The organism is Mesorhizobium sp. M0761 (assembly GCF_040320205.1).
Taxonomy (GTDB): domain Bacteria; phylum Pseudomonadota; class Alphaproteobacteria; order Rhizobiales; family Rhizobiaceae; genus Mesorhizobium.
Window position 1 is genome coordinate 120,679 of record NZ_JAMYPF010000001.1, and the last position, 25,224, is coordinate 145,902.

Genomic DNA, 25,224 nt, shown 5'->3' on the forward strand with positions numbered 1-25,224 from the left:
TACACCATTTTTGGTCCAGCGCGTCAATAGCCGGAAAAGGGAAAGAAAGGCTCGTTTGTCGCGCCGCCGACGAAGCGGCGAGATCACACCGTGCGTGCTTCAGGCGGCCTGGAGCATTTTTTCGACCTCGTTGACGAGATCGCGCAGGTGGAAGGGCTTGGACAGCACCTTGGCGTCTTTCGGCGCCTTGGAATCGGGGTTGAGCGCGACGGCCGCGAAACCGGTGATGAACATCACCTTCAGGTCGGGATCGATCTCGGTGGCGCGGCGGGCGAGTTCGATGCCGTCCATCTCCGGCATGACGATATCGGTCAGCAGCAGGGAGAAAGGTTCTTCGCGCAGCCGCTCGTAGGCGCTGGCGCCATTGTCGAAATCGCTGACGTGGTAGCCGGCCCGCTCCAGTGCCTTGACCAGGAACCGGCGCATGTCGTCGTCGTCTTCCGCCAGCAGAATGCGTGCCATCTTGTCCCGTCCGAATCACCCCAGCCAAGCCTGCCGTCCGGCAAGCCCGTTAACCATCCTGTATATGAGGAGCTGACGGTAAACATCAAGTGAACGTTGGCGGCATTAATCCTGATTTGACGGGGTTCCTGACATGCCGAAATGCTGGACATGCGGCCGATGAGGTGGCAGTTTCCCATCATGATGCATTGCTGTTTCCGGGTTCGTTCAAATTGACGACGGCAGCCGAAGATTTTTCGGTCGTTCCACCCTTCGAAATCCGATCGGGCGCCGAGCAGCGCGTTCCCTTCGTCTTCAACTCACCGCATAGCGGCCGCTATTATCCAGACCGCTTCCTGGCCATGGCGCGGCTCGACCGGAACGCCATCCGCCGCTCCGAGGATTGCTATGTCGACGAGCTGTTCGGCAGCGCGGTGGTGCTGGGCGCGCCGATGCTGGCGGCGAATTTTCCGCGCGCCTACCTCGACGTCAATCGCGAACCCTGGGAACTCGACCCGCGCATGTTCGCCGAGCCGGTGCCGTCCTTCTGCAACATCCGCTCGGCGCGCGTTGCCGGCGGGCTCGGCACCGTGCCCAAACTGGTGGGTGAGGGGCTCGACATCTATTCCGGCCGTCTGCCGCTGGCGGAGGCCGTCCAGCGCATAGAGGCGGTCTACAAACCCTATCACGAGACGCTGAAGCGGCTATTGACCAGAACCCATGCCAGGTTCGGCTATGCCGTGCTGATCGACTGCCATTCGATGCCGGCGAGCATCAGGGTGGGCGACAGCGGCCTGCGGCCGGATTTCATCGTCGGCGACCGTTTCGGCATCTCGGCCACGGCGGCCCTGACCGAAACGGCGATCGGCCTGCTCATCGGCATGGGCTACACCGTCGCGCACAACAAACCCTATGCAGGCGGCTTCATCACCGAGCATTACGGCCGGCCGGCGCGCCATCTGCATGCGCTGCAGATCGAGGTCAATCGCGGCCTCTACATGAATGAGCGGACGTTCCAGAAATCGGCCGGCTTCGATGCGCTGGCCGACGATATGGCGCGCTTTTCGGCCGACCTGATGGCGATGCCCGACCACCACTTCATAGACCTGCCGCTGGCCGCCGAATGACGCCGGAGCGGCGGCTGTTCATGAGATCCCGCGCTGGCCATCCCGCACGTAAAAAAAGACCGCATCGTTTGCACGACACGGTCGAAGTCTAGGGAGGAAACGCCCAAGGAGGGCATGGACAGGAAAACCTGTCCGAGAACAAATTTATTGTGCGATGCACAAATGTCAATCGATCCACGCTTTTTTAATTCACTCTGATGTGAAAATGCGTTTCGATGGGGCCGATGTGTGACATTTCGGCAACGTTGATGTCTCTGATAAATCGATAAACCGGCTTGTTTTGGCGGGAAAGTGCCGGCAGACCGGGTTGGCACTCTGCAATGCGGGAGAATCACGTGGACATCAGCATCGATTTCATGCGCCGGATCGCGCAAGCGGCGGCGGCTGAAACCTTGCCGCGTTTCCGCGCACAGGGCGCGGTGGCCAACAAGGAAAAAGGCAGTTTCGACCCGGTCACCGAGGCCGACCGCGAGGCCGAGCGCGCCATCCGGGCGCTGATCTCGGCTGAGTATCCCGGTCACGGTATCCTTGGCGAAGAACATGGCAGCGAAAACATCTCCTCAAGGCATGTCTGGGTGATCGATCCGATCGATGGTACTCGCGCCTTCATCTCAGGCTTGCCGGTGTGGGGAACGCTGGTCGGATTGACGGTCGACGGTGACGCCGTCGCCGGCATGATGGCGCAGCCGTTCACCGGCGAGCTGTTCTACGCCAACGCTTCCGGCTCCCACTACGAAGGCCCCGGTGGGCCGCGGAAGCTGTCGACCCGCAAGAGGACGAAGCTTGACGAGGCGACCTTGTTCACCACCACGCCGGCGCTTTTCAAGGGCGAGGCGCGCACCCGCTACGACGCGTTCGAGAAACAGATCCAGCTCGCCCGCTACGGCGCCGATTGCTACGCCTTTGCCATGATTGCCTCGGGCAGCGTCGACATCGTCGCCGATCCCGGATTGAAACCCTACGACATCGTGGCGCTGATCCCGATCATCGAAAAGGCCGGCGGCGTCGTCACCACATTCGAGGGCGGTCCGGCGGAAAAGGGCGGCGACATCCTGGCCGCCGCAACGCCGGAGCTTCATGCGGCTGCAATGGCAGCCCTGCGGGGCTGATAGTCGACCCGATCAGCGCGGCTTGATCGAGCGCTGGAATTCCGCCGGCGTTCGCCCGTAGACCTGCCTGAACGCTGAGCTGAAATGGCTGTGGCTGGAGAAGCCGAGGTCCAGGCCGAGCGTGGTCAGATTGTCGTAGCGGCCAAGCAGGTCGAGCGCGCGCGCCAGCCGCAGGCGCAGATGGTAGCGATAGAGCGGCATCGCCTCGACCTGCTGGAAAACCTGCGTGAGATAAACCGGTGATACCCCGACTTCAGCGGCGATCTCGGCCAGCGTCCAGCGCCGCGAAAGATCCGAGGACAGGACGAGCTTGGCGCGATCGACCAGCTTCTGCCGGCCAGCGCTTGCGCCGGCGGCATGCGAGGTGCGCTCGCCGAGGGAGCGCCGCACCAGCGTCAGCGCAAGGGTTTCGGCCTCCAGCGTTTCGGCAATGTTGCGGCTCAGGCTGTGGCGCAGCACCGCCACCAGCGCCTGAGCCCGCGGGTCGATGCGGCGGCGCTGACGACGAAACGCCACGGCGCTGCCCGAGCGCAACTGCTCCTTCGGCGTCAGCTCCTGCAGTAGCGCCTCCTCGACAACGAGATCGAGGCAGGAATCGCCACCCTCGACGGGATGGCTGATCCGGTAGCCTTCGGCGTTGTTGAAGAACAACAACTGGTTGGCTTCGGCGACCGCATCGTTGCGGCCGACATGGCGCACGAAGACGCCGCGATAGGGAAACACAAGATGCGTAGCAGCGGTGCACTCTTCTTCGCTCTTGTGCCGGCATTCGCCGCTGCAGAGGACATCCCTCACCCTGACGGTGCCGGTGTCCAGAAGCGTCTGTACCGTGAACTGCGACATGGTGAGCTGAGACATGGCCGTTGCATTCTACCCTTGCACCGAAAGCTGCTCCGGCACATTTAGGCGATTGGCTTGTCCAAACCTGTCAGGAGACTTCACCTGTCGGGCTCTTCGTAACGGCCATGGCTCAGTCCCACAAACGGCGCATGTATTCGCAGTGAGCGTCGCTGCGCGACAGACCGATGTCCTTGAGCTGTTCGTCGGTCATTTCGAGCAAGGCAAGGCGGCTTCGGCGCCTTTCCAGTTGACGGCCGATCCAGTTGGCCGCCGCGATGCCTTGTGTCCGCAAGGACCGCCGGAACGTCGCGGTTTGAGTTGTCGGCTGATGTGCGAGGCATTGCGCCGCCGCTGCATGATCGGGGCGCATCGCTCAGGCTTCCCCGTTGCCGGCCACTGATGCGCCGGCCACTGAGGCGCCGGCTTCGTTCAGCGCAATCGCGCATTCCTCGCAGCAGACCTCGACGGTCTTGCCGCCGACCTTGACGCGGATCGGGTTGGCGTCCAGCTGGCAATCGCAGGCAGCGCAGGTTTTCTCGGTCATGACGTCATCTCCTTGGCGTTCAGTACGCGGAGAGATGAACATTCCGGGGCGGCACCGGCTGTCAGAATCTTTAGCTCTTTGTGTGCTGCCGGCGCTGCTCCTGACAGAAGGCTGTCAGCAGGCGCAAGCTCAAGGCGCCGCAACATGCAGCGCCGGCGGCATCAGGCTGTCGGGTCGTCGTTGCCGGGTATGAAGGCGTCGAAGGCGGCGAGCAACTGCTCGCGATAGACATCGGCCTCCTGCAGGATCTCGTGTTTCGAGCCATCGATCATCAGCAGCGAGCCCAGACGCAGACGCCTGGCATAGGCTTCCACGGCCTTGGTCGAGACGACCTGATCGGCGCCGGCGGCGATCATCAGCAGCGGCACCTGGATCCTGGCCATGAAGTCGGGCTCGCTGATGGCTTCGCCTGCCTTGATTGCCGCCTGCAGCCAGCGGATCGTCGGCCCGCCGAGCGCCAGTTGCGGATAGTGCTCGTAGATTTTCGTGTTGCGCTGATAGCGCTCGGGGTCCGATGTCACCTTGTTGAGGGCGAAGGGCAGGGTTTCCCTGGGACGCGGACCCCAGGCGGCGTAGAGTCGGCCGAGGCCGAGAAAGCACAATACCGAGCAGACGCGGCGCGCCGTTTTTGCCGACACGGGCGAGTCGGGCACCGTCAGGAAAGGCGCAATCAGCACCATGCGACGCACCCGGTTGACCATCGACGGCGCCGCGAGCAGCGCGATCACGGCGCCCATGGAATGGGCGAGGATGTAATACGGGCCGCGGCAGTCGGGCAGCACGATATCCTCGAAGAACTGTTCGAGGTCGCCGGTGTAATCGTAGAAGGAGCGGACATAGCCGCGTTGCGGGTCGGCGATCAGCCGGTCGGAATCGCCCTGGCCGCGCCAGTCGAGGGTGGCGACGCCGAGGCCGCGGTCGGTCAGGTTGCGGATGGTTTCGAAATATTTCTCGATGCACTCGTTGCGGCCGGGCAGCAGCACGACGGTGCCTTTCAGCGGCCGGGTGACCGCGGGAAACAGGCCGTAGCGGATCTTCTTGCCGTCGCGCGTGGTGAAAAAGCCGCCGCCGACATTTTGCGGCGGCGGATTGCCTGGCGTGGGATGGAAGAGATCCGTCATTAGGCGCTTGCGTGTTCGTGGTGTCTCACCCGGCAGGGGCGTCGGCATGGTGATAGACGCCAATGGATGAAAAGCAAAGGGAGGGCGCCAAGGGGGCGGACGAACAACGAGCAAGGCCGGAAGCAGCCTGCGGCGGCGTGCTTCCGGCCTCTGTCGATCCGGGAGGAAGGGACATTACACCCGGTCGGCCTCGTCGCGGCGCTTTCATCCGGCGCCGCCTGGTTCTTTATCGTGGGGCACTCTAGCGCCGGCCGGCTGAACGGGCGCCGAAGCGGCGGTTCATCTGCCGTTCATCGACGCCTCGATTGGCGCTCTTCGAAAATCCTTGAAATGCGCTTTTGCGCTCCCCAAATGTCGGATGCAGCCGCCGATCTTGGGGCTGCTGGTCCACCGAAACGCCTTTCCAGGGTTTCGCACCGGCCACACGCAAACATGTTGCTCAACAGGAGAACACCTCATGCGTCACGTTGATTTTTCCCCGCTCTATCGCTCGACCGTCGGCTTCGACCGACTGTTCACCATGCTCGACTCGCTGGCCCAGCCTGATGGCGCGCAGACCTATCCGCCCTACAACATCGAGCGCACCGGCGAGGACGCCTATCGCATCTCGATGGCGGTTGCCGGCTTCTCGGACGAAGAGATTTCGATCGAAGCCCACCGCAACGTGCTGACCGTCAAGGGTGAGCGCAAGGAAGAGGGCAATGGCGAAGGCTCCGAGCTGCTCTACCGCGGCATTGCCTCGCGTTCGTTCGAGCGCCGCTTCCAGCTTGCCGACCATGTCGAGGTCGTCGGCGCCACCCTGAAGAACGGCCTGCTTTTCGTCGACCTTAAGCGCAACATCCCCGAGGAGCTGAAGCCGCGCAAGATCGCGATTACCGCCTCTTCGGCCAACGCCAAGCAGATCGAGGCCAAGAACGCCGCGTGATCAAGACGGCGGCGTCACAACGCCCAAGGTTGAAAGCGTCTCCTCCCGAGACGAAAGCGGCGCCGCGAGGCGCCGCTTTTTTTCGCCGCAGCCTCTGTCACGCCAACCGAAGAGTTCTGGCTCTTTTGCGGCGGGCGCCGTCTTCCCATGAAGGGCGATGTCTGATCTCTCGGCTGATTTTTCCCTGGCCCTAACGGCAACCATTGCGGTGACCTTCCTGCTGGCCGGCATCGTCAAGGGCGTTACCGGTATGGGACTGCCGACGTTGGCGATGGGGCTGCTGGGCACAATCATGCCGCCGGTCGCCGCGGCTTCGCTGCTGATCGTGCCGTCCTTCGTCACCAATATCTGGCAGCTGTTTGCCGGCCCGAGCTTCGGATGGATCCTCAGGCGGCTGTGGCTGATGATGGTCGGCATCGTCGCCGGCACGCTGGCCGGCTCATGGCTGCTGGCCAGCGACAATGTCAAATGGACGACGGCCGGCCTCGGGGCGGCGCTGATCGTCTATGCCGTCTATACGCTGCTGGCGCGGCAGTTGACGGTTCCCGCGTCAGCCGAGCGCTGGTCGTCGCCCATCGTCGGTTTCCTTACCGGCATCGTCACCGGCGGCACCGGCGTGTTCGTCGTGCCCGCTGTACCTTACATTCAGGCGCTGGGCTTGAGCCGTGACGATCTGATCCAGGCGCTCGGCCTGTCCTTCACCGTGTCGACGATCGCGCTCGCTGCCGGCCTTGCCTCGCACGGCGCGTTCCAGGTCGGGCATGTCGCCATGTCGTCGCTGGCGGTTGCGCCGGCCTTGCTCGGCATGTGGCTCGGACAGTTGCTCCGGCAGCGGATCAGCCCGGCGACCTTCCGGCGCTGGTTTCTTGTTTTCCTGATCTTGCTTGGCCTCGAGCTTTTGGCGCGGCCTTTCCTTGCTTAGCCACCGGTGCCGGTTGCGAGAACGGCCTCGACGTTTTGCCGGTGGACGGGCTCGTACAGCGCGAAGTACTCGACCGCGCCCGTGGCGAATATGTCGGCGCCGCAGGTTTTCAGATCCTGCTTCGCAAGATCAGGCTCACGCCGGCAGCGAAGCAGTTTTTGAACGTAGGCTTGCGTCGCGGCGATGAGGCCTTTGTCGTAGCCGCCTCGCTCAATCGCTTCGAGCGAGCCGTGATTGGGCAAGATGCGGTCTATCGACCAGCCGGCCATGCGTTCGAGATCGTCCAGATGTTGCGCCAGCCGATCCGCCTCGCTGACATAGGTGATCGGATCCTCGAGCGTGTCGCCCGCCAGGAGCAGGCCGGTTTCGGGCATGAACAGCACCGTGCCGTCATGGCTGTGGATTTCGACCTGACGCAGTTCGACGGCGATCGATCCAACGGCGAGGTCAAGACTGCCTGCGAAGGTCCTGTTCGGCAGCACGAGAGGCTTGATCGGTGGAACACCGCTTTCGATCTCAGCCCGGTTGTTCGCGAGCGCCGAGGCGGTGAGCGTGTTGGCGATAATCTCGCAATCCTGAAACACCTCATTGCCGGCAACATGATCGTCATGCCAGTGGCTGAGCACCACCCGGATCGAGCTGACCCCCATGTCTTCGAGCGTCTGCCTGATGAAGCGCGCGTGGGGCAGCGAAATATGCGTGTCGTAGACCAGCGCCTGCGAGCCATCGACGATCGCATAGGTGCGGATGCCGAGGGCATAGGCACCGTCGTCCAGCCAGTTCGGCTCGTCCGACCAGGCGCGAACGCCGTCGATGCGGCCATCGTAGAAGCCGAGCACGTTTGGCGACGGGCGAACCAGCCGGACGGTTGAGCCGAGAGGTGGCTTTGTCATTGGCGCGGTCTCGCGGGTTCAGGCGATCATCTGGCCGAAGCGGTCGACCTCATCTGAAGTCGTGGCAAAGCTCGTGACGAAGCGATAGAGCAACTCGTCGTCGCCGACATGGCCGTCGAAGCCGTGCGGCCTGTGCCAGTCGTAAAAGGCGGCGCCGACGGATTGCAGCCTTTCGGCTTCCGCCTTTTTCATCACCGCGAACACCTCGTTGGCCTGCGGCAACCAGGCGAGCTTAGCCGTTGCCGAATCCTCGATCGCAGCCGCCAGGCGCGCGGCCATGGCATTGGCATGACGGGCCATGTCCAGCCACAGGCCGTCCGTGAAGTAGGCGTCGAACTGCGCTGCGATGAAGCGCGACTTGGAGAACAGCTGTGCGGCGCGCTTGCGCAGGAAGGACAGCTCCTTGGCGCGGTCTAGATCGAACAGCACCAGCGCTTCGGCGCACCAGCAGCCGTTCTTGGTGCCGCCGAACGAGACGATATCGACGCCGCGCTTCCAGGTCATTTCGGCCGGCGTCGTCTCAAGCGCGACCAATGCGTTGGCAAAACGGGCGCCGTCCATATGCAGCGGCAGGGAAAAGCGTTTGGCGATCTCCGAAATGGTGGAAATGTCGTCGAGCCCGTACACTGTGCCGACTTCGGTCGATTGGGTGATCGAGACGGCCGTCGGGCGTCCCCAATGGACGATTTCGGGTGCGAAACGGGCGACGGCGCGTTCAAGATTGTGCGGATCGATCTTGCCCAGGGTGCCGTCGACAGCATGGAGACGCGAGCCGCCGCTGAAATATTCCGGCGCGCCGCATTCGTCCTCGATGATGTGCGATTCGCGGTGCGCAAAGGAAATGCCGCCGGGCTTGTTGTAAGCGGCCAGGGACAGCGAGTTGGCCGCCGTGCCGGTAGCGACGAAGAACACCGCGACCTCGCGTTCGAAGATCTCGCTGAAACGCTGGTAGACGGCCCGGTCGAGATCGCCATCGCCATAGGCGGTCGAAAAGCCGCCAGCATTGGCTGACAGCCCGGCGGCAATGTTGGAATGGACGCCCGCCCAGTTGTCGGATGCAAAGAACATCAGGAAAGTCCCTGCCTGGTTGAGAAAGTCTGGTTGCGACAAGAGCGCGACCATGGCCGTTTCGGGGTTTGACGCGCAAGGGCCAAGGGTTGAAAAAGCGGTAAAGCCAAAGGCGATCACGAAGGAGTGCCGGGACCGAAATTTCGTTTCAACAGCGCCCGACGTAATTTTCTGTCGCCAAACGTCCAAGAATTTGGTGAATCGGTCTTGTGTGCGCCCAGGATTTCTGCCATAAAAATTTAGGACAGTAGTGCTGTCTTATTTTGTCGCACAAGTCAGGCTGGATTGGCGTATCATTTGGGCCACTCCGGCCGTTGCCGCGAGCGACGGGTAGACGGCTCGGCTGTGGCCTGTACGATACCGGATACGAACCGGCGGTGCACCGCACGGTCCGCCAAGGATTTCGAAAAGACGTGCCGCAAGATGAGAGCGGAAGCCAGTCGCTTCCCAAGGTAGACCAGCGCCCCAAATGCTAGACGTGCAAGGGGCCGGAACGGAGGACAGGACGATGACGGAACTGACGCCATCTGCGATTATCGGCCAGGCCGCGCAGACGAAAGCGGCAGCCGTTAAAAATACCGTTCTGACCAAAGAAGGCCAGACCACCAACGGCCTGACCACCAATGGCATGGCCGCGCAGGGTCTCTACGATCCGCGCAACGAGCATGACGCGTGCGGCGTCGGCTTCATCGTCAACATGAAGAACGTGAAGTCGCACCAGATCGTCAAGGACGGGCTCTTCGTGCTCGAAAACCTGACGCATCGCGGCGCTGTCGGCGCCGATCCGCTGATGGGCGACGGCGCCGGCGTGCTGGTGCAGATTCCCGATCATTTCTTCCGCGAAGAGATGGCGGCCCAGGGCGTCGAACTGCCGGCGGCAGGCCAATACGGCGTCGGCCACTGGTTCATGCCGCAGGATGCGGCACTGCGCGCCCATATCGAAGAGATCATCGCCGAATCGGCGCAGTCAGAAGGGCTGCCGCTGCTCGGCTTTCGCGACGTGCCGGTCGACAATTCATCGCTGTCGAAGGCGCCCGATATTGCGGCCTCCGAACCGTTCCATCGCCAGGTCTTCATTGGCCGCACATCGGACATTCCAGATGACGAGGAATACGAGGCCAGGCTGTACCTGCTGCGCAAGGTGATTTCCGGCCGCATCTACGCCGAGAACAACAACAAGGATATCGGCGCCTACTGTGTGTCGCTATCGGCGCGTACCATCGTCTACAAGGGCATGTTCCTGGCCTACCAGGTCGGCGCCTATTACAAGGATTTGTCGGATCCGCGTTTCGAGACCGCGCTGATCCTCGTCCACCAGCGCTTCTCGACCAACACCTTCCCGTCATGGAAGCTCGCGCACCCCTACCGCATGGTCGCGCATAATGGCGAGATCAACACGGTGCGCGGCAACAACAACTGGATGGCGGCGCGCCAGGCCTCGGTCGATTCCGAACTGTTCGGCAACAACATCTCCAAGCTGTGGCCGATCTCCTATGACGGCCAGTCCGACACGGCGTGCTTCGACAATGCGCTCGAATTCCTGTTCCAGGGCGGCTACAGCCTCAGCCACGCCATGATGATGCTGATCCCGGAAGCCTGGGCCGGCAACAAGCTGATGGATGCCGATCGCAAGGCTTTCTACGAATACCATGCAGCGCTTATGGAGCCGTGGGACGGGCCGGCCGCGGTCGCCTTCACCGACGGCCGCCAGATCGGCGCCACGCTCGACCGCAACGGGCTGCGGCCGGCGCGCTACATCGTCACCGACGACGACCGCGTCATCATGGCGTCAGAGGCCGGCGTGCTGCCGGTGCCGGAGGAGAGGATCGTCAAGAAGTGGCGGCTGCAGCCCGGCCGCATGCTTTTGATCGACCTCGCCAAGGGCCGCATCATTTCCGACGAGGAGATCAAGTCGGAGATCGCCACCAGGCATCCCTACAAGACTTGGCTCAACAACACGCAGCTGATCCTCGAGGATCTGAAGCCGGTCGAGCCGCGCGCGCTGCGCAAGGATGTCAGCCTGCTCGATCGCCAGCAGGCTTTCGGCTACACGCAGGAAGACACCAAGCTGTTGATGTCGCCGATGGCGACCACCGGCCAGGAAGCCGTGGGTTCGATGGGCACCGACACGCCGATCTCGGCGATGTCGGACAAGTCGAAGCTGCTCTACACCTATTTCAAACAGAATTTCGCCCAGGTCACCAACCCGCCGATCGACCCGATCCGCGAGGAGCTGGTGATGAGCCTGGTGTCGTTCATCGGGCCGCGGCCGAACATCTTCGACCTGGTCGGCAATTCGCGCCGCAAGCGGCTCGAAGTGCGCCAGCCGATCCTGACCAATGGCGATCTGGAAAAGATCCGCTCGATCGGCCACACCGAGGACCGTTTCGACACCAAGACCATCGACGTCACCTACGGGTCGAGCGAGGGCGCTGCCGGCATGCAGGGCGCGGTCGAACGTCTGTGCGAGCGGGCGGAAGCCGCTGTCGCCGGCGGCTATAACATCATCATCCTGTCCGACCGCCAGGTCGGTCCCGACCGTATCGCCATTCCGGCACTGCTGGCGACGGCTGCCGTGCACCACCATCTGATCCGCAAGGGTCTGCGCACCGCGGTCGGCCTGGTCGTGGAATCCGGCGAGCCGCGCGAAGTGCATCATTTCTGCTGTCTCGCCGGCTACGGCGCCGAGGCGATCAACCCCTACCTTGCCTTCGATACGCTGCTCGACATGCACAAGCGTGGCGAACTGCCGGCTGAGGTTGACGCCTACGAGGTGGTCTCGCGCTACATCAAGTCGATCGGCAAGGGCATCCTCAAGGTGATGTCGAAGATGGGCATCTCCACCTACCAGTCCTATTGCGGCGCGCAGATATTCGACGCCATCGGGCTGAAGTCGGATTTCGTCGAGAAGTACTTCACCGGCACAGCGACGCTGATCGAAGGTGTCGGCCTGGACGAGGTCGCGGCTGAGACGCTCAGCCGCCACACCGACGGTTTCGGCAACGATCCGGTGCTGCGCAACAGCCTCGAGGTCGGCGGCGAGTACATGTACCGCATGCGCGGCGAAGCCCATATGTGGTCGCCCGACGCCGTCGCCACCTTGCAGCACGCCGTGCGCCAGGGCTCGTGGGAGACGTTCAAGGAGTATTCCGCGCAGATCAACAGCGAGACGGCCCGTGCCCAGACCATACGCGGCCTGTTCAGGATCAAGCTTGCGGAAGAGACCGGCCGCAAGAAGGTGGCGATAGAGGACGTGATGTCGGCGGCCGATATCGTCAAGCGCTTCTCGACCGGGGCGATGTCGTTCGGCTCGATCTCGCGCGAGGCACACACGACGCTGGCGCGCGCCATGAACCAGATCGGCGGCAAGTCGAACACCGGCGAGGGCGGCGAAGAGGCCGACCGCTATCTGCCGCTGCCCGGCGGCAGCAAGAACCCCGAACGTTCGGCGATCAAGCAGGTCGCCTCGGGGCGGTTTGGCGTCACCGCCGAGTATCTCGTCAATTCCGATCTCATGCAGATCAAGGTCGCGCAGGGCGCCAAGCCCGGTGAGGGCGGCCAGCTGCCCGGCCACAAGGTCGACGCCACCATCGCCAAGGTCCGGCACTCGACGCCTGGCGTCGGCCTGATCTCGCCGCCGCCGCATCACGACATCTATTCGATCGAGGATCTGGCGCAGCTGATCTACGATCTGAAGAACGTCAACCCGGCGGCCGATGTCTCGGTAAAGCTGGTGTCGGAAGTCGGTGTCGGCACGGTCGCGGCGGGCGTCGCCAAGGCGCGCGCCGACCACATCACCATCTCCGGCTATGATGGCGGCACCGGCGCGTCGCCGCTGACCTCGCTCAAGCATGCCGGCAGTCCATGGGAAATGGGCCTTGCCGAGACGCACCAGACGCTGGTGCTGAACGGGCTGCGCTCGCGCGTTGCACTGCAGGTCGATGGCGGCTTGCGCACGGGGCGCGACGTCATCATCGGTGCGCTGCTCGGCGCTGACGAGTTCGGCTTCTCGACCGCGCCGCTGATCGCGGCCGGCTGCATCATGATGCGCAAGTGCCACTTGAACACCTGCCCGGTCGGCGTCGCGACGCAGGACCCGGTTCTGCGCAAGCGTTTCAAGGGCACGCCCGAGCATGTCATCAACTTCTTCTTCTATGTTGCGGAAGAGGTGAGGGGGCTGCTGGCCGAGATAGGCTACACCCATATCGATCAGATCATCGGCGACAGCGACCTGCTGGAAAAGCGCGAGATGATCCAGCATTGGAAGGCGCGTGGGCTCGATTTCGGCAAGATGTTCTTCAAGCCGGACGCGCCGCATGAGGCGGTGCACTGGACCGAACGGCAGAAACACCCGATCGACGATGTACTCGATCGCAAGCTGATCGAACTGGCGAAGCCCGCGCTCGAAAGCAAGCAGCCGGTCAAGATCGAGGTCGACATCCGCAATGTCGATCGCTCCACGGGCGCCATGCTGTCGGGCGAAGTCGCCAAGCGCTTCAGGCACAAGGGCCTGCGCGAGGACACGATCCAGGTGAAGCTGACCGGCACCGCCGGCCAGTCGTTCGGCGCCTTCCTGGCGCGCGGCATCTCGTTCGATCTCGTCGGTGCGGCCAACGACTATGTCGGCAAGGGCCTCTCGGGCGGACGCATCGTCATCCGGCCGCCGGAGGAGTCCAGGATCGTCGCGGCGGAATCGATCATCGTCGGCAACACCGTCCTCTATGGCGCGACCGAGGGCGAGGCCTATTTCGCAGGTGTCGCCGGCGAGCGCTTCGCGGTGCGCAATTCGGGCGTCGCCGCCGTCGTTGAAGGCGTCGGCGATCATGGCTGCGAATACATGACCGGCGGCATCGTCGTCGTCATCGGCCAGACCGGTCGCAACTTCGCTGCCGGCATGTCGGGCGGCGTGGCCTATGTTCTGGATGAGGCCGGCGATTTCGCCGCGCGCTGCAACATGGCGATGGTCGAGCTGGAGCCGGTTCCGGAAGAAGACGATCTGATGGAAAGGCTGCTGCATCATGGCGGTGACCTCGACCACAAGGGTCGCGTCGACGTCTCGGGCGACATGACCACCCATGACGAGGAACGGCTTTACCAGCTTATCTCGAACCACGTCCATTTCACCGGTTCGGTACGCGGCCGCGAGATACTCGACGACTGGACGACCTTCCGGCCGAAATTCCGCAAGATCATGCCGGTCGAATACCGCCGCGCGCTGATCGAGATGGAACGCATGCGCATGGGCGTGGCGGCGGAATAGGTTTTTCGACTTGCCGGGAGGCGCAGGCTTCCCGGCGGAACTTTCAGCGACAGTTTGACCTCGGATGCAAGGTTGCCACGGCTGCCTCAAGGGGTTAGCGGGTGCGAAAACCGCACCATCTGGACAGCAGGAACTGGACTATGGGCAAGGTAACAGGCTTTCTCGAAATCGACCGGCAGGTGCACAAGTACCAGCCGGCCTCCGACCGCATCCGGCATTTCCGCGAATTCACGCTGCCGATGTCGGACAAGGAGGTCGAGAAACAGGCCGCGCGCTGCATGGATTGCGGCATCCCGTTCTGCCACGGGCCGACCGGTTGCCCGATCCACAACCAGATCCCGGACTGGAACGACCTCGTCTACAATGGCGACTGGGACAATGCGATCCGCAACCTGCATTCGACCAACAATTTCCCCGAGTTCACCGGCCGCATCTGCCCCGCGCCCTGCGAGGAAGCCTGCACGCTGAACCTTGAGGACATTCCGGTTGCCATCAAGACTGTCGAACAGGCAATCGCCGACAAGGCTTATGAAACCGGCCATATCCGGCCTTATCCGCCAGAGAAGAAGACGGGCAAGCGGGTCGCTGTCATCGGCTCCGGCCCGGCAGGGATGGCGGCGGCGCAGCAGCTTGGCCGCGCCGGCCACGAGGTCAGCGTCTATGAGCGCGAAAGCCGCCCCGGCGGGCTGATGCGCTACGGCATTCCCGACTTCAAGATCGAGAAGCACTATATTGACCGCCGCATCGAGCAGATGCAGGGCGAGGGCGTGACCTTCCATTGCGGCGTCAATGTCGGCGTCGACAAGCCGGTGGCAGAGTTGCTCGCCGGATATGATGCGGTGCTCTATTGCGGCGGTTCGGAATCGCCGCGTCCGGCCAATATTCCGGGCGACGATCTCGGCGGCGTCTATGACGCCATGCCCTATCTGGTGCAGCAGAACCGTCGCGTCGGCGGCGAGCCGATCCAGTCGGTGGCCTGGCCGTCGCATCCGATCATCGCCGGCGGCCAGCATGTCGTCGTCGTCGGCGGCGGCGATACCGCGTCCGACTGCGTCGGCACCGCCTTCCGCCAGGGCGCGGTGCGCGTCACCCAGCTCGACATCCGCCCGCAGCCGCCGGAGAAGGAAGACAAGCTTTCGGTCTGGCCCTACTGGGCGACCAAGATGCGCACCTCGTCCTCACAGGCCGAAGGCGCGGAGCGCGAATTCCAGGTGGCGACGCTAGAATTCATCGGCGAGGACGGCCAACTGACCGGCGTCAAATGCTGCGAGGTCGACGAGAAGCGCAAGCCTATCCCCGGCACCGAATTCGTCATCCGTGCAGACCTCGCCTTCATCGCCATCGGCTTTGCCGGCCCGGCCGCCGTGGGCGTCGCGAAAGAGCTGGACGGTGAGATGAAAATCACCACCGACAGCCGCCGTTCCCGCAATGTCGAAGCCAATGATCGCGACTACAAGACCAGCGTCGACAAGCTCTACGCCGCAGGTGATGTGCGCCGCGGCCAGTCGCTGGTTGTGTGGGCGATCCGCGAAGGCCGCCAGGCCGCGCGCTCGATCGATGAAGCGCTGATGGGGTCGACGGTACTCCCCCGTTAACGGTTGATCGCGGCAGCGGCCTTGGGCGGCCACGAGAAGTCGTCGGCGCGGCCGGGCGAGGCCTCGGGCGCCTTGCCTTCGAGGATTAGTTTTTCGCCGGGCAGATCCGGATTGGCTTTCGGCGCCGCCGCCGCACCGAGAAGTTCGGTACCGCCGTCGAGCGCCGGATCGTTGAGCAGCATTGGAACGGTGCGGTCGACCACGATCGGGGCGGCGGGCAGCGACGGCGCCTCGACCGGGGCGCCGGCCGGTGCGGCAGCCGTCACCACGCTTCCCGGCGCTGCCAGGCCGAGGATCTTGGCCAGCGGCTTTTCGGTGTAGAAGGCGAGCTTTCGCTTGCCGGCTTTCGAGACGTTGATGCCGTCGTCGGAGCGCAGCCGCACGGCCTGGCCGTTAATGTCGGGGCCGGTCGAGACAAAGGCGCCGTTCTCGTCGACGAACCCATCCCAGACATCGACGAATTCGCCGCCGTTCTTCTCGGCAGCCGAGTGGTAGATGTCGTTGAATGCCAGCATGTCGGAGGTCATCTTCGGCGTCTTGAAGGCTGGCATGCCGACCCACAGATAAGGCACCTTGGTCGCCGCCAGTGCCTTTCCCAAGGCTTCGGTCCGGCGTTCGTATTCCTTGGTCCAGTTCTCGGAGCGCGGCTGCTCGCGCACATCGTTGACGCGCATCTGCTGGCGGTCGTTGGAGCCGAGCATGACGACGACCACGGAGGGTTTTTCGGTCTCGACCAGCGATTTGACCTGTTCGGGCCAGTTGTAGACATCATCGCGCACGAAACCCGAAGAACCGTTGGCGCGCTCGACGATCCTGACGTTGGCATTGTCGGCAAAGGCTGTTTCGAGGCCTTCGGCCAGGCCGTTGGCCATGAAATCGCCGATCACCAGAATGACGCGGGCATCCGGTGTCTTCTCGACAATCGGAGCGGAAGGTTCAATGGGTGCACGGGGCTTCTTCTTGACCTTCGGCTTTGCCTTGCGGATGTCGAGCGGCGGCTCGATGCGTTCGCTGCGGCGCGGGAACAGAAGGTCGCGCAGCGACCAGCCGCGGTTCTGCGGTTGTTCCTGCGCCAAAGCCGGTGTGTGGAAACTGCCGGCGAGTCCCGTCGCCAGGACAACGATGGCCAGAACGAGGATCGGCAAGCGGAAAACGATCACACGGATACGCGCTGCCGAAACCAAGCACCCTCTCCATCCCTTGGTGCATGGCCCTCGCAGGGGATCATGCACAGACCGATGCTACGGCATCCCTTGCGCGCCGCAATGCGCGGCGCTGCCGATGGCTCTATTTCTTTCTGAGCCATTTGAGCACTTCCATGCTCGGATACCCGTCCTGGGTCAAGCCGACCGTTGCCTGATAGGTCATGATGGCGGTTTTCGTGCCGTCACCGATCTTGCCGTCGAACTTGCCGTCGTAAAGTCCGTGCTGCGAAAGCCGCTTCTGCAACTCCTGCCTTTCCTCGAAGGACAGTTTGGTGAAAGGCCGCTTCCAGTCCTGCACCAGACCATTAGAACCGGCGATTTCGTCGGCAAGAAGGCCGACGGCCAGGGCATATTTGTCGGCGTTGTTGTAGGCCTTGATGACGGAGAAGTTCTTGATCATCAGGAAGGCCGGTCCGCCGCGGCCGTCCGGCACTTTCAGGGTCGCCTTGTCGGTTGCGTTCTTGAACGGCTTGCCATCGGCCCTGGCCACGCCGAGGGCCTGCCACTGCGCCAATGTCTTCGAGCCGGCAGGCAGTTTGCCCGCTGGAATGGTAACCTCGTAGCCCCAGGTCTTGCCGCCCTGCCAGCCATTCTTCTTCAGCAGATTGGCTGATGTCGCCAACGCATCGGGGATCGAATTCCAGATGTCGCGCTTGCCGTTGCCGTCCATGTCGACGGCATAATGCTGGTAGCTGGTCGGGATGAACTGGGTCTGGCCCATGGCGCCGGCCCAGGAGCCCATCAGGTGGCTTTCGTCGATGTCGCCGGTCTGCAGGATTTTCAGCGCCGCGACCAATTGGGTGCGGGCGAATTTCGAACGCTTCGGGTCGCCATAGGCGAGGGTTGCCAGCGAGCGGATTACATTGCGCATGATGTCGTCGCGCTTGAGGATCTCGCCGTAATTCGATTCCATCGACCAGATGGCGAGCAGGATGTAGCGGTCGACGCCGAACCTCGCCTCGATCCGTTCCAGCCACGGCTTCCATTTTTTGGCCATCTGCTGGCCGACGGCAACGGACTGGTCGTGGACGCGGTTGTCGAAATAGTCCCAGGCAGGTGCGGTGAATTCGGGCTGGGTGCGTGCCTTTTCCAGCACCACCGGGTCGGGTTCATTGATGCCCCGGAACGCCCGGTCGTAGACCGCGCCGGAAACGCCGCCCGCCACGGCGGTGGCGCGGAAGCCGGCGACCCATTGCCGAAAACCGGCATCGGCGAAGGCCGGTCCGGCCGGCATCAGCAAGGCGAGCGAGAGGCTGGCCGCCGTCAGCACGCTGGTAAAGAGTTTTGCGGCACTGCGAACGGACATATTTTCCCCTTTCTCTATCTCAGGAAAGACCATTCATCGCCGAACCGGGTTAGCAATTGGTTTACCATAGGCGGCGCCTGGAACGAAAAGACACCTGGATGCTTTACCGGTTGATGTTTCCCTCAATGGCCCGATAATCCCCAATTCCGGCGCGAAAATGTCCCGAGGCGGGATTGCCGGGCACGCCCTCAAACGGATAATTGACGCATGAAGCGAGTTCGCAAGGCAGTTTTCCCGGTCGCCGGTCTCGGCACACGGTTTCTCCCGGCCACCAAGGCCATTCCCAAGGAGATGCTGACCGTCGTCGACCGGCCGGTCATCCAGTATGTCGTCGATGAGGCGCGCGAGGCCGGCATCGAACATTTCATCTTCGTCACCGGCCGCAACAAGGCGGTCATAGAAGACCATTTCGATATCCAGTTCGAGCTCTATGATACGCTGGCACAGCGCGGCAAGGACGAGCAGCTGGCCCGCCTGCAGCGGCTGCAGCCGGCGCCGGGGCAGACCTCGTTCACCCGCCAGCAGGTGCCGATGGGGCTCGGCCACGCCGTCTGGTGCGCCCGCGAACTGGTCGGCGAGGAACCCTTCGCGCTGTTGCTGCCCGACATGATCATGCAGTCGGAAAAGAGCTGCACGAAGGCCATGGTCGAGCTCTACGAGGAGACCGGCAACAACATCATCGCCGTGCAGGAATGCGATCCGGCCGAGACCCACAAATATGGCATTGTCGGCCGCGGCGAGGACACGCATCACGGCTTCCGCATCACCGAGATGGTCGAAAAGCCGAAGACCGGCACCGCGCCGTCCAATCTCTACATCAACGGCCGCTACATCCTGCAGCCCGAGATTTTCAAGATCCTCGAAAGCCAGGAAAAGGGCGCCGGCAACGAGATCCAGCTCACCGACGCGATGCTGAAGCTGCAAAAGCAGCAGCCCTTCTTTGGCTACCACTTTCAGGGCCGCACCTTCGATTGCGGCTCGCCGGAAGGCTTCGTCGAGGCCAATGTCGCCTTCGCGCTGTGGCGCAGCGACATGAACGAGAACATGGCCGGCGTCATCCGCACGCTGCTCGATGAGATGAAGCCGTCCGAGCGTCGCGGCGCTGCTTTTTAGCTACCGCTGCAGCTTCAGCCCCAAATAGATGCTGTTGGCGGTGTAGTTGCGCCCGGGCAGATTGCTGGTCAGCTTTTCGGTGCGGGCGCGGCTGGTGAGGCCGACATAGCGGTTCAGCCACCAGGTCAGCCCGGCCTCTGCACTCAGCGTCATGTCATGGCCGTCGGAGCCGGTGTAATTGCGCCAGTCGAGCCCAAGGGCTGCGTTGCCGGTCAGGTCGGCGCGGATCTGCCGCTCGCCGGTGAGGCGGCCGGAATAGAGGATGTCGCCGCTCTTACCGGCATTCGTCGTGCCTTCGACCGTGGTTCGCCCGGTGAGGCCGATGATGGTACCGCGCTCGGGCGACCATTTGAGGTCGGCATTGATGGTGGCTCCCGAAATCGCCTCCAGGTTCTTGTCGTCGATCGCCTCCCTCAGCCAGCCGGCCGAGAACTCACCCTTGAGCTTCTCGCCCATGTCGACTTCGATACCGGCGCGCGCGCCAAGCCGGGTCGAAGAGCGCTCGAAGCCCTTGTTGTCGATCCGTTGGTCATATACCCGGCGGCCGAGCTCAATCTCAGCAAAGGGCGTCAGAGCCGGGGAAATTTCATAGCCGGTCCGCAACGTTGCGGTATAGAGCGTGTTGTCCTGGTCCTTCTGCGACAGCGACGTGCCATCGGTAAGTTCGGCATCGCCATAGATGTCGCGGGAGACTGCGCCGGTCAGCGCAAAGCGCATCTTGCCAACGTCCTTCTCGACGCCGAGGCTGCCGTCGACCGTCTGGCGGATCGGCTGCGATTTGACGCCGGCAATGGCGTCGGGCGCGGAGGCCGATTCCGGCGCAATCTCGTAGCCGAGCTTGGCGATGGCGCGCAGTTCATTGTCGAGGTCGACATTGTACGTGCCTTGGATACGGCCGCGTGCCTCATTGATCTTCTGGCCCGAAATGGTGTTGCGGAAATTGCCGTAGCCGTCGATGACCGCCGAATTCTCGCGCCAATCGGAGGCGGCGGAGAAACGCAGCGCCGTTTCGGACAGCACCGCCGACTTGCCGCCAGCGCTGGAATCGGCGTTCGACGTGACGGCAACGCCCTGCTCGAGCGTCGGCCGCAGCAGGAACGAGCCGACCTTGATGCCGGTTGCCGCGTACGGGTCGTCCTCGAGCTTCTTCTTCTGGCCCTCGATGGCGTCGGTGCGCTCGGCGCCGGGGTCGAGCTTTCGTCGGTCGACGCCGTCGACGGTGAGGACACGGCGGTTAGCTGTGTCCTGATCGGCGTCGCCTGCCGCAGTGCCGTCCGGGGTCGTTCCGGTGGTGGTCTGGTCCGTGGCTTTGCCAGGCTTCTTCTTGTCGGCAGCCTTGGTTTTGTCCTTGGCCTTGTCTGCATCCGCGGCGGCGCGTTGCTTTGCCGTCGACGGACGGCGTGGCTGGACGGTTGGCGGCTTGTCGGTGAACGAATCGTCGATGGTCGCCGGCGGGTCGAAAATGCTGTTTGCGCCGGCCTGTGACGGGTCGGTGTCGTCAGGCAAGGCGCCATCGCTGGCCGGCACATAGGCGGTTGGCGTGTTTCCCGTGGGGGCGGTGTCGGCAGGGGCGGGCTTGACCTGCGTGTTGGCCTTGCTCAATTGCCTGGCCCGGCGCTGCTGGTCGGACAGGATCGCCGATTCCGAAACTTCACCGCGCAGCTCCGTCTCCTGGGCATGAAGCGCAGTTGGCCGCAGCAAAGCGAGCACGCTCGTCGCCAGAAGCAGAGCGCAAAAGGCTCTGCCCGTTCGACCTTTTTTCTCTTGAGGCTGGGCCCGCGACATCGTCACCACTGCTTGCGCGGCGCAAGCGCGCCATACTTACCGAACCGTAAACGGGGATGGTTAACGGAGGGTTGAAGGGCGGCCTGTCGGACATGGCTGGACGGCAATTCTGTTGGACAGGCGAACGGCAAAGCGCTAATCGCATCAGCCATGCATGCGGGATCCCAAGAAAAGAAGCCTTTGGAGGCTTCGATCGCCTCGGCGCTGAGAACGGTAGCCACGGAACAGGCCGGCGTGGCGGCATTGGCCGCCGCGCTGGAGAACGAACTGGCCGAACCTTTCGCCCGCGCCGTCGACATGGTGTCGCGCATCAATGGCCGCGTCATAGTCACCGGCGTCGGCAAAAGCGGCCATATCGGCACTAAGATCGCGGCCAGTCTGGCTTCGACCGGCACGCCTGCCTTCTTCGTCCATCCGGCGGAGGCCAATCATGGCGACCTTGGCATGATCGCCAGAGACGATGCCATCATCGCCATGTCATGGTCCGGCGAGAGCAGAGAATTGATGGGCATCGTCGCCTATTCCAGGCGCTTCTCGATCCCGCTGATTGCGATTACCGCGGGCGCGGCCTCGGCGCTGGCGCGCGCGGCCGACGTGGTGCTGCTCCTGCCGTCCGTGCCGGAAGCCTGCCCGCACGGCCTGGCGCCGACGACATCGACCCTGCTGCAACTGGTGGTCGGCGATGCGCTGGCTATCGCGCTGCTTGAAGCGCGCGGCTTCACGCCCGACCATTTCCGCACATTCCACCCCGGCGGCCAGCTCGGCGCCAATCTCACGCAGATCCACGAGATCATGCATGTCGGCGAAAGGCTGCCGCTGGTGGCTTCCGGCACGGGCATGCGCGAGGCGATCCTCGAATTGTCGAACAAGGGCTTCGGCTGCGTGGCGATCGCGACGACGGATGGCGCGTTGGTGGGCATCATCACCGATGGCGACATCAGGCGTCACATCGGCAGCAATCTCATGGAAATGAGCGTCGATCAGGTGATGACGAAAAAGCCGAAGACGGCCACACCGGACACGCTGGTGGCGACGGCGCTGCAGATTATCAACAATTCGGCCATTACGAGCCTGATGGTGGTCGAAGGCAGGCGGCTCGTGGGACTGGTTCATCTGCACGACCTGCTGCGCATCGGCGCCGCCTGAAAAAATCAAAGGACGCGTCGCGTTCGGGAAGCCCTAGGCGACGCGGCCTGATTTTCCGGATCGAAAGCGGCATGCGCTTTCGAAATGTCAAACTGCCTCGACGGTCAGTTCCAGATCGGTGTCGGCCGAACTGACGACGCGCACCTGCGTGCCGGCCGGCAGGTCGGGACCGGAGACGCGCCACAGTGTGTCGCCGAGTTTGATGCGGCCGCGACCGTCCTTGATCGGCTCGGCCAGCGTTGCCATCCTGCCGACCAACTGCGCGCCGCGCCGGTTGAGCAGCGGCTGGTCGCTAGGGGTATTACGCCCACCAACCAGCTTCTTTCCGGCAAAGGCCGAGACCAGCGACAGGGCCAGGAAGGCGAGGACCTGGACTTCCCAGGCCCAGAAGCTTGCGTCCCAGACGAGCAGGGAAATCACACCGATCACCAATGCGGCGATGCCGATCCACAGCATGAATATTCCTGGCGCGATGACCTCCATCACCAGGAGGACGAAGCCCAGAACCATCCAGTTCCACGGACCAAGTTCGGAAATGATGCGGTCGAACATGGGAGTGCGCTCCTATGATCTCAGTTCTCAGCTAGCCTCAATTCTCGCTTGGGCGAACCACCGGAGGGCGGGCGGCCTGCCTGGCGGCGCCGGCGGTGCCTTCGCTGCGGAACACCTCCCTGGCGATCTCGCTTATGCCACCGAGCGTGCCGATCAGCGCCGAGGCTTCCATCGGCATCAGCACGACCTTGCTGTTGTTGGCGGTGCCGATCTTGCCCATCGCTTCAGTGTATTTCAGCGCCACGAAGTAGTTGAGTGCCTGCACGTCGCCCTTGGAGATGGCTTCCGATACAACCTGGGTGGCTCGCGCTTCGGCTTCGGCCGAGCGTTCGCGCGCCTCGGCGTCGCGGAAGGCGGCTTCCTTGCGGCCCTCGGCCTCGAGGATCTGCGACTGCTTGAGGCCTTCGGCGGCGAGGATCTGCGCACGCTTGTTGCGTTCGGCGGTCATCTGACGGCCCATCGATTCGATGAGGTTGGCCGGCGGATTGATGTCCTTGATCTCGACGCGGGTGATCTTGATGCCCCACGGATGCGCCGCTTCGTCGACGACGCGCAGCAGCCGTTCGTTGATGGCGTCGCGGTTCGACAGCAGTTCGTCGAGGTCCATCGAACCCATGACGGTACGGATGTTGGTCATCGTCAAATTGAGGATGGCGTTCTCCAGGCCGGCGACCTGGTAGGCGGCCTGGGCCGCATTGAGGATCTGGTAGAAGGCGATGCCGTCGACGCCCACAATGGCGTTGTCGCGCGTGATGATTTCCTGGCTCGGAACGTCGAGCACCTGCTCCATCATGTTCATCTTGGCGCCGATTCGGTCGACGAACGGCACGATCAGGTTGAGGCCGGGGCTTAGTGTTTTGGTGTAACGACCAAAGCGCTCCACCGTATAATTATAGCCTTGCGGGATTGTCCGGATGCCTTTGATAAGAAGCACCAATACCAGAAAGGCAAGCGCACCAATCGCAATACCGAAACCACTGAAGTCCATTTGAATCTCCCTCAGATGCCGGCCATGGCGTTGATTCCATGCAACCGACTTCACCAAACACTTAGGTGTGTTTCAATAATGTTACAATCAGGTGATCGTTGATTATTAGTGCATGGAATAGCGCAACTGCGGCGATCGATCGCGCAACGTGGCGGCCTCAGACCCAGCCCGACAGCTCGCGCCGCACCATCGCCTCGATCACCGCCATGCCTTCTGCACTGTCGTTGAGGCACGGGATGTGGGCGAATTTCTCGCCGCCGGCGTGATGGAAGGTCTCGGCCGCCTCGCGGCCGATTTCGTCCAGCGTCTCGATGCAGTCGACGGAAAAGCCTGGGTTGACGATGGCGATCGATTTCACGCCGTCCTTCGCCAGTTTCTCGACCGTCTTGTCGGTGTAGGGCTGCAGCCATTCCTGGGCGCCGAAGCGCGACTGGAAGGTGATGATCAGCTTCTTTTCATCCCACCCCAGTCGTTCACGCAACAGCCGTGTCGTCTTCTGGCAATGGCAGTGATAGGGATCGCCCTTCTCGAAATAGGGCTTCGGGATGCCGTGATAGGAGGTGATGACCACCTCGGGCTCGAAGTCTAGCGTTGCCAGATGCCGTTCGATCGAATGGGCGAGCGCCTCGATGTAGACCGGCTCGTCATAGTAGGGCGGAACACTGCGCACGGCAGGCGCGCGGCGCATCTTCATCAAGGCGCGAAACAGCTGGTCGTTGGCGGTCGCGGTGGTGGTCGCGGAGTATTGCGGGTAGAGTGGGAACGACAGGATGCGGTCGCAGCCTTGCTCGACCAGCCTTTGAGCGACGCTCGCGGTCGAGGGGTTGCCGTAGCGCATCGCCCAGTCGACCACGACATCGGGTAGGTCGATGAGCGCTGCGGCCAGCTTTTCGCCCTGCGCCCGGGTGTAGGTGCGCAGCGGCGACTCGTTCCTCTCGCGGTTCCATATCCTGGCGTAATTGGCGCCGGACTTGTTCGGTCTCGTGGTCAGCACCAAGCCGTAGAGGATCGGATACCAGATCGCCTTGTTGAGCTCGATGACCCGCGGATCGGACAGGAATTCGCGGAGATAGCGCCACATCGGCTTGAAATCGGTGCCGTCCGGCGTGCCGAGATTGACCAACATGACGCCGATCTTGCCTGCCTTTACCGGCGGATGTCCGGCCGGTAGCGGGTCGAGCGCTTTCGCGGCTTTGGGGTCGACAGGCGTGGAAAGCGTCATGAAGGTCTCCCGACACCGCGAAAACCGACGATGTCGGGCGAACCTAGCGATGCGGAGCAAGT

Annotated in this window: 21 protein-coding genes; 8 read left to right on the forward strand and 13 right to left on the reverse strand. The window is 63.1% G+C overall.

All coding sequences use genetic code 11. The features are described 5' to 3' along the window. Positions 1 to 99 precede the first annotated feature (99 nt). Positions 100 to 462, reverse strand: a complete 363-nt coding sequence (cpdR, locus tag NKI32_RS00625) for a cell cycle two-component system response regulator CpdR (RefSeq protein WP_023671195.1) — start codon at positions 460 to 462, stop codon at positions 100 to 102. A 164-nt stretch (positions 463 to 626) separates the two neighbouring features. Here cpdR and NKI32_RS00630 point away from each other — a divergent pair, with 164 nt between their 5' ends. Together NKI32_RS00630 and hisN are read left to right on the forward strand one after the other, a co-directional pair. Beyond that, positions 627 to 1,568 (forward strand): N-formylglutamate amidohydrolase, encoded by a 942-nt coding sequence (locus NKI32_RS00630; protein WP_023704024.1) that lies wholly within the window; start codon positions 627 to 629, stop codon positions 1,566 to 1,568. A gap of 335 nt (positions 1,569 to 1,903) precedes the next feature. Continuing rightward, positions 1,904 to 2,677, forward strand: a complete 774-nt coding sequence (hisN, locus tag NKI32_RS00635; protein ID WP_352987485.1) for a histidinol-phosphatase — start codon at positions 1,904 to 1,906, stop codon at positions 2,675 to 2,677. A gap of 12 nt (positions 2,678 to 2,689) precedes the next feature. Here hisN and NKI32_RS00640 read toward each other — a convergent pair whose 3' ends face one another. The 4 genes from NKI32_RS00640 to NKI32_RS00655 all read right to left on the reverse strand — a co-directional run bounded on the left by NKI32_RS00640 (position 2,690) and on the right by NKI32_RS00655 (position 5,182). Then, the gene (locus tag NKI32_RS00640) at positions 2,690 to 3,520 is read right to left on the reverse strand and encodes a helix-turn-helix domain-containing protein (protein ID WP_353001748.1); all 831 of its coding nucleotides are present in this window, start codon (positions 3,518 to 3,520) and stop codon (positions 2,690 to 2,692) included. A gap of 127 nt (positions 3,521 to 3,647) precedes the next feature. Next, positions 3,648 to 3,887, reverse strand: a complete 240-nt coding sequence (locus tag NKI32_RS00645) for a DUF1127 domain-containing protein (RefSeq protein ID WP_023686421.1) — start codon at positions 3,885 to 3,887, stop codon at positions 3,648 to 3,650. 3 nt (positions 3,888 to 3,890) lie between these two features. Continuing rightward, complete coding sequence (locus NKI32_RS00650) at positions 3,891 to 4,061, reverse strand: hypothetical protein (protein ID WP_023683236.1); 171 nt, start codon at positions 4,059 to 4,061, stop codon at positions 3,891 to 3,893. Positions 4,062 to 4,222: 161 nt separating this feature from the next. Next, on the reverse strand, positions 4,223 to 5,182 hold the full coding sequence (locus NKI32_RS00655) for an alpha/beta fold hydrolase (protein WP_353001526.1): 960 nt from the start codon (positions 5,180 to 5,182) through the stop codon (positions 4,223 to 4,225). 457 nt (positions 5,183 to 5,639) lie between these two features. On the opposite strand from NKI32_RS00655, the gene NKI32_RS00660 reads away from it, so the two are divergent. After that, positions 5,640 to 6,107 carry an Hsp20 family protein gene (locus NKI32_RS00660; protein ID WP_023671202.1) on the forward strand — a complete coding sequence of 156 codons (468 nt, stop codon included), beginning with the start codon at positions 5,640 to 5,642 and terminating at the stop codon, positions 6,105 to 6,107. Between the two features lie 157 nt (positions 6,108 to 6,264). After that, on the forward strand, positions 6,265 to 7,029 hold the full coding sequence (locus tag NKI32_RS00665) for a sulfite exporter TauE/SafE family protein (RefSeq protein ID WP_023686418.1): 765 nt from the start codon (positions 6,265 to 6,267) through the stop codon (positions 7,027 to 7,029). Here NKI32_RS00665 and NKI32_RS00670 read toward each other — a convergent pair. Further along, positions 7,026 to 7,922 carry an MBL fold metallo-hydrolase gene (locus tag NKI32_RS00670; RefSeq protein ID WP_353001527.1) on the reverse strand — a complete coding sequence of 299 codons (897 nt, stop codon included), beginning with the start codon at positions 7,920 to 7,922 and terminating at the stop codon, positions 7,026 to 7,028. The two genes, NKI32_RS00665 and NKI32_RS00670, sit on opposite strands and share 4 nt — an antisense overlap. Before the next feature lie 18 nt (positions 7,923 to 7,940). Next, the gene (locus NKI32_RS00675; protein ID WP_353001528.1) at positions 7,941 to 8,990 is read right to left on the reverse strand and encodes a threonine aldolase family protein; all 1,050 of its coding nucleotides are present in this window, start codon (positions 8,988 to 8,990) and stop codon (positions 7,941 to 7,943) included. Between the two features lie 508 nt (positions 8,991 to 9,498). Between NKI32_RS00675 and gltB the strand changes: the two genes are divergently transcribed. After that, positions 9,499 to 14,250, forward strand: coding sequence for a glutamate synthase large subunit (gene gltB, locus NKI32_RS00680; protein WP_353001529.1), 4,752 nt, complete (start codon positions 9,499 to 9,501; stop codon positions 14,248 to 14,250). Between the two features lie 140 nt (positions 14,251 to 14,390). Continuing rightward, positions 14,391 to 15,845, forward strand: coding sequence for a glutamate synthase subunit beta (locus tag NKI32_RS00685; RefSeq protein ID WP_023710939.1), 1,455 nt, complete (start codon positions 14,391 to 14,393; stop codon positions 15,843 to 15,845). On the opposite strand, the gene NKI32_RS00690 is transcribed toward NKI32_RS00685, so the two are convergent. Both NKI32_RS00690 and NKI32_RS00695 read right to left on the reverse strand, forming a co-directional pair. After that, positions 15,842 to 17,029, reverse strand: coding sequence for an SGNH/GDSL hydrolase family protein (locus NKI32_RS00690; RefSeq protein WP_353001530.1), 1,188 nt, complete (start codon positions 17,027 to 17,029; stop codon positions 15,842 to 15,844). The genes NKI32_RS00685 and NKI32_RS00690 overlap by 4 nt on opposite strands. A 103-nt stretch (positions 17,030 to 17,132) precedes the next feature. Next, positions 17,133 to 18,356 (reverse strand): lytic murein transglycosylase, encoded by a 1,224-nt coding sequence (locus NKI32_RS00695; protein ID WP_353001531.1) that lies wholly within the window; start codon positions 18,354 to 18,356, stop codon positions 17,133 to 17,135. 207 nt (positions 18,357 to 18,563) lie between these two features. Between NKI32_RS00695 and galU the strand changes: the two genes are divergently transcribed. Continuing rightward, complete coding sequence (galU, locus tag NKI32_RS00700) at positions 18,564 to 19,469, forward strand: UTP--glucose-1-phosphate uridylyltransferase GalU (protein WP_353001532.1); 906 nt, start codon at positions 18,564 to 18,566, stop codon at positions 19,467 to 19,469. Here galU and NKI32_RS00705 read toward each other — a convergent pair whose 3' ends face one another. Beyond that, the gene (locus NKI32_RS00705; RefSeq protein ID WP_353001534.1) at positions 19,470 to 21,254 is read right to left on the reverse strand and encodes an outer membrane beta-barrel protein; all 1,785 of its coding nucleotides are present in this window, start codon (positions 21,252 to 21,254) and stop codon (positions 19,470 to 19,472) included. It abuts the gene before it with no gap. Between the two features lie 150 nt (positions 21,255 to 21,404). Here NKI32_RS00705 and NKI32_RS00710 point away from each other — a divergent pair, with 150 nt between their 5' ends. Then, complete coding sequence (locus NKI32_RS00710) at positions 21,405 to 22,400, forward strand: KpsF/GutQ family sugar-phosphate isomerase (RefSeq protein WP_353001536.1); 996 nt, start codon at positions 21,405 to 21,407, stop codon at positions 22,398 to 22,400. Positions 22,401 to 22,487: 87 nt separating this feature from the next. Here the strand turns inward: NKI32_RS00710 and NKI32_RS00715 are convergent, their stop codons facing one another. The 3 genes from NKI32_RS00715 to hemH form a co-directional block, all read right to left on the reverse strand. Next, positions 22,488 to 22,952 carry an NfeD family protein gene (locus NKI32_RS00715; RefSeq protein WP_023671953.1) on the reverse strand — a complete coding sequence of 155 codons (465 nt, stop codon included), beginning with the start codon at positions 22,950 to 22,952 and terminating at the stop codon, positions 22,488 to 22,490. Positions 22,953 to 22,989: 37 nt separating this feature from the next. Beyond that, positions 22,990 to 23,940: an SPFH domain-containing protein gene (locus tag NKI32_RS00720; RefSeq protein ID WP_023671952.1), complete on the reverse strand. Its 951-nt coding sequence runs from the start codon at positions 23,938 to 23,940 to the stop codon at positions 22,990 to 22,992. Positions 23,941 to 24,097: 157 nt separating this feature from the next. After that, positions 24,098 to 25,162 carry a ferrochelatase gene (hemH, locus tag NKI32_RS00725; protein WP_023683248.1) on the reverse strand — a complete coding sequence of 355 codons (1,065 nt, stop codon included), beginning with the start codon at positions 25,160 to 25,162 and terminating at the stop codon, positions 24,098 to 24,100. Between the last annotated feature and the right edge of the window lie 62 nt (positions 25,163 to 25,224).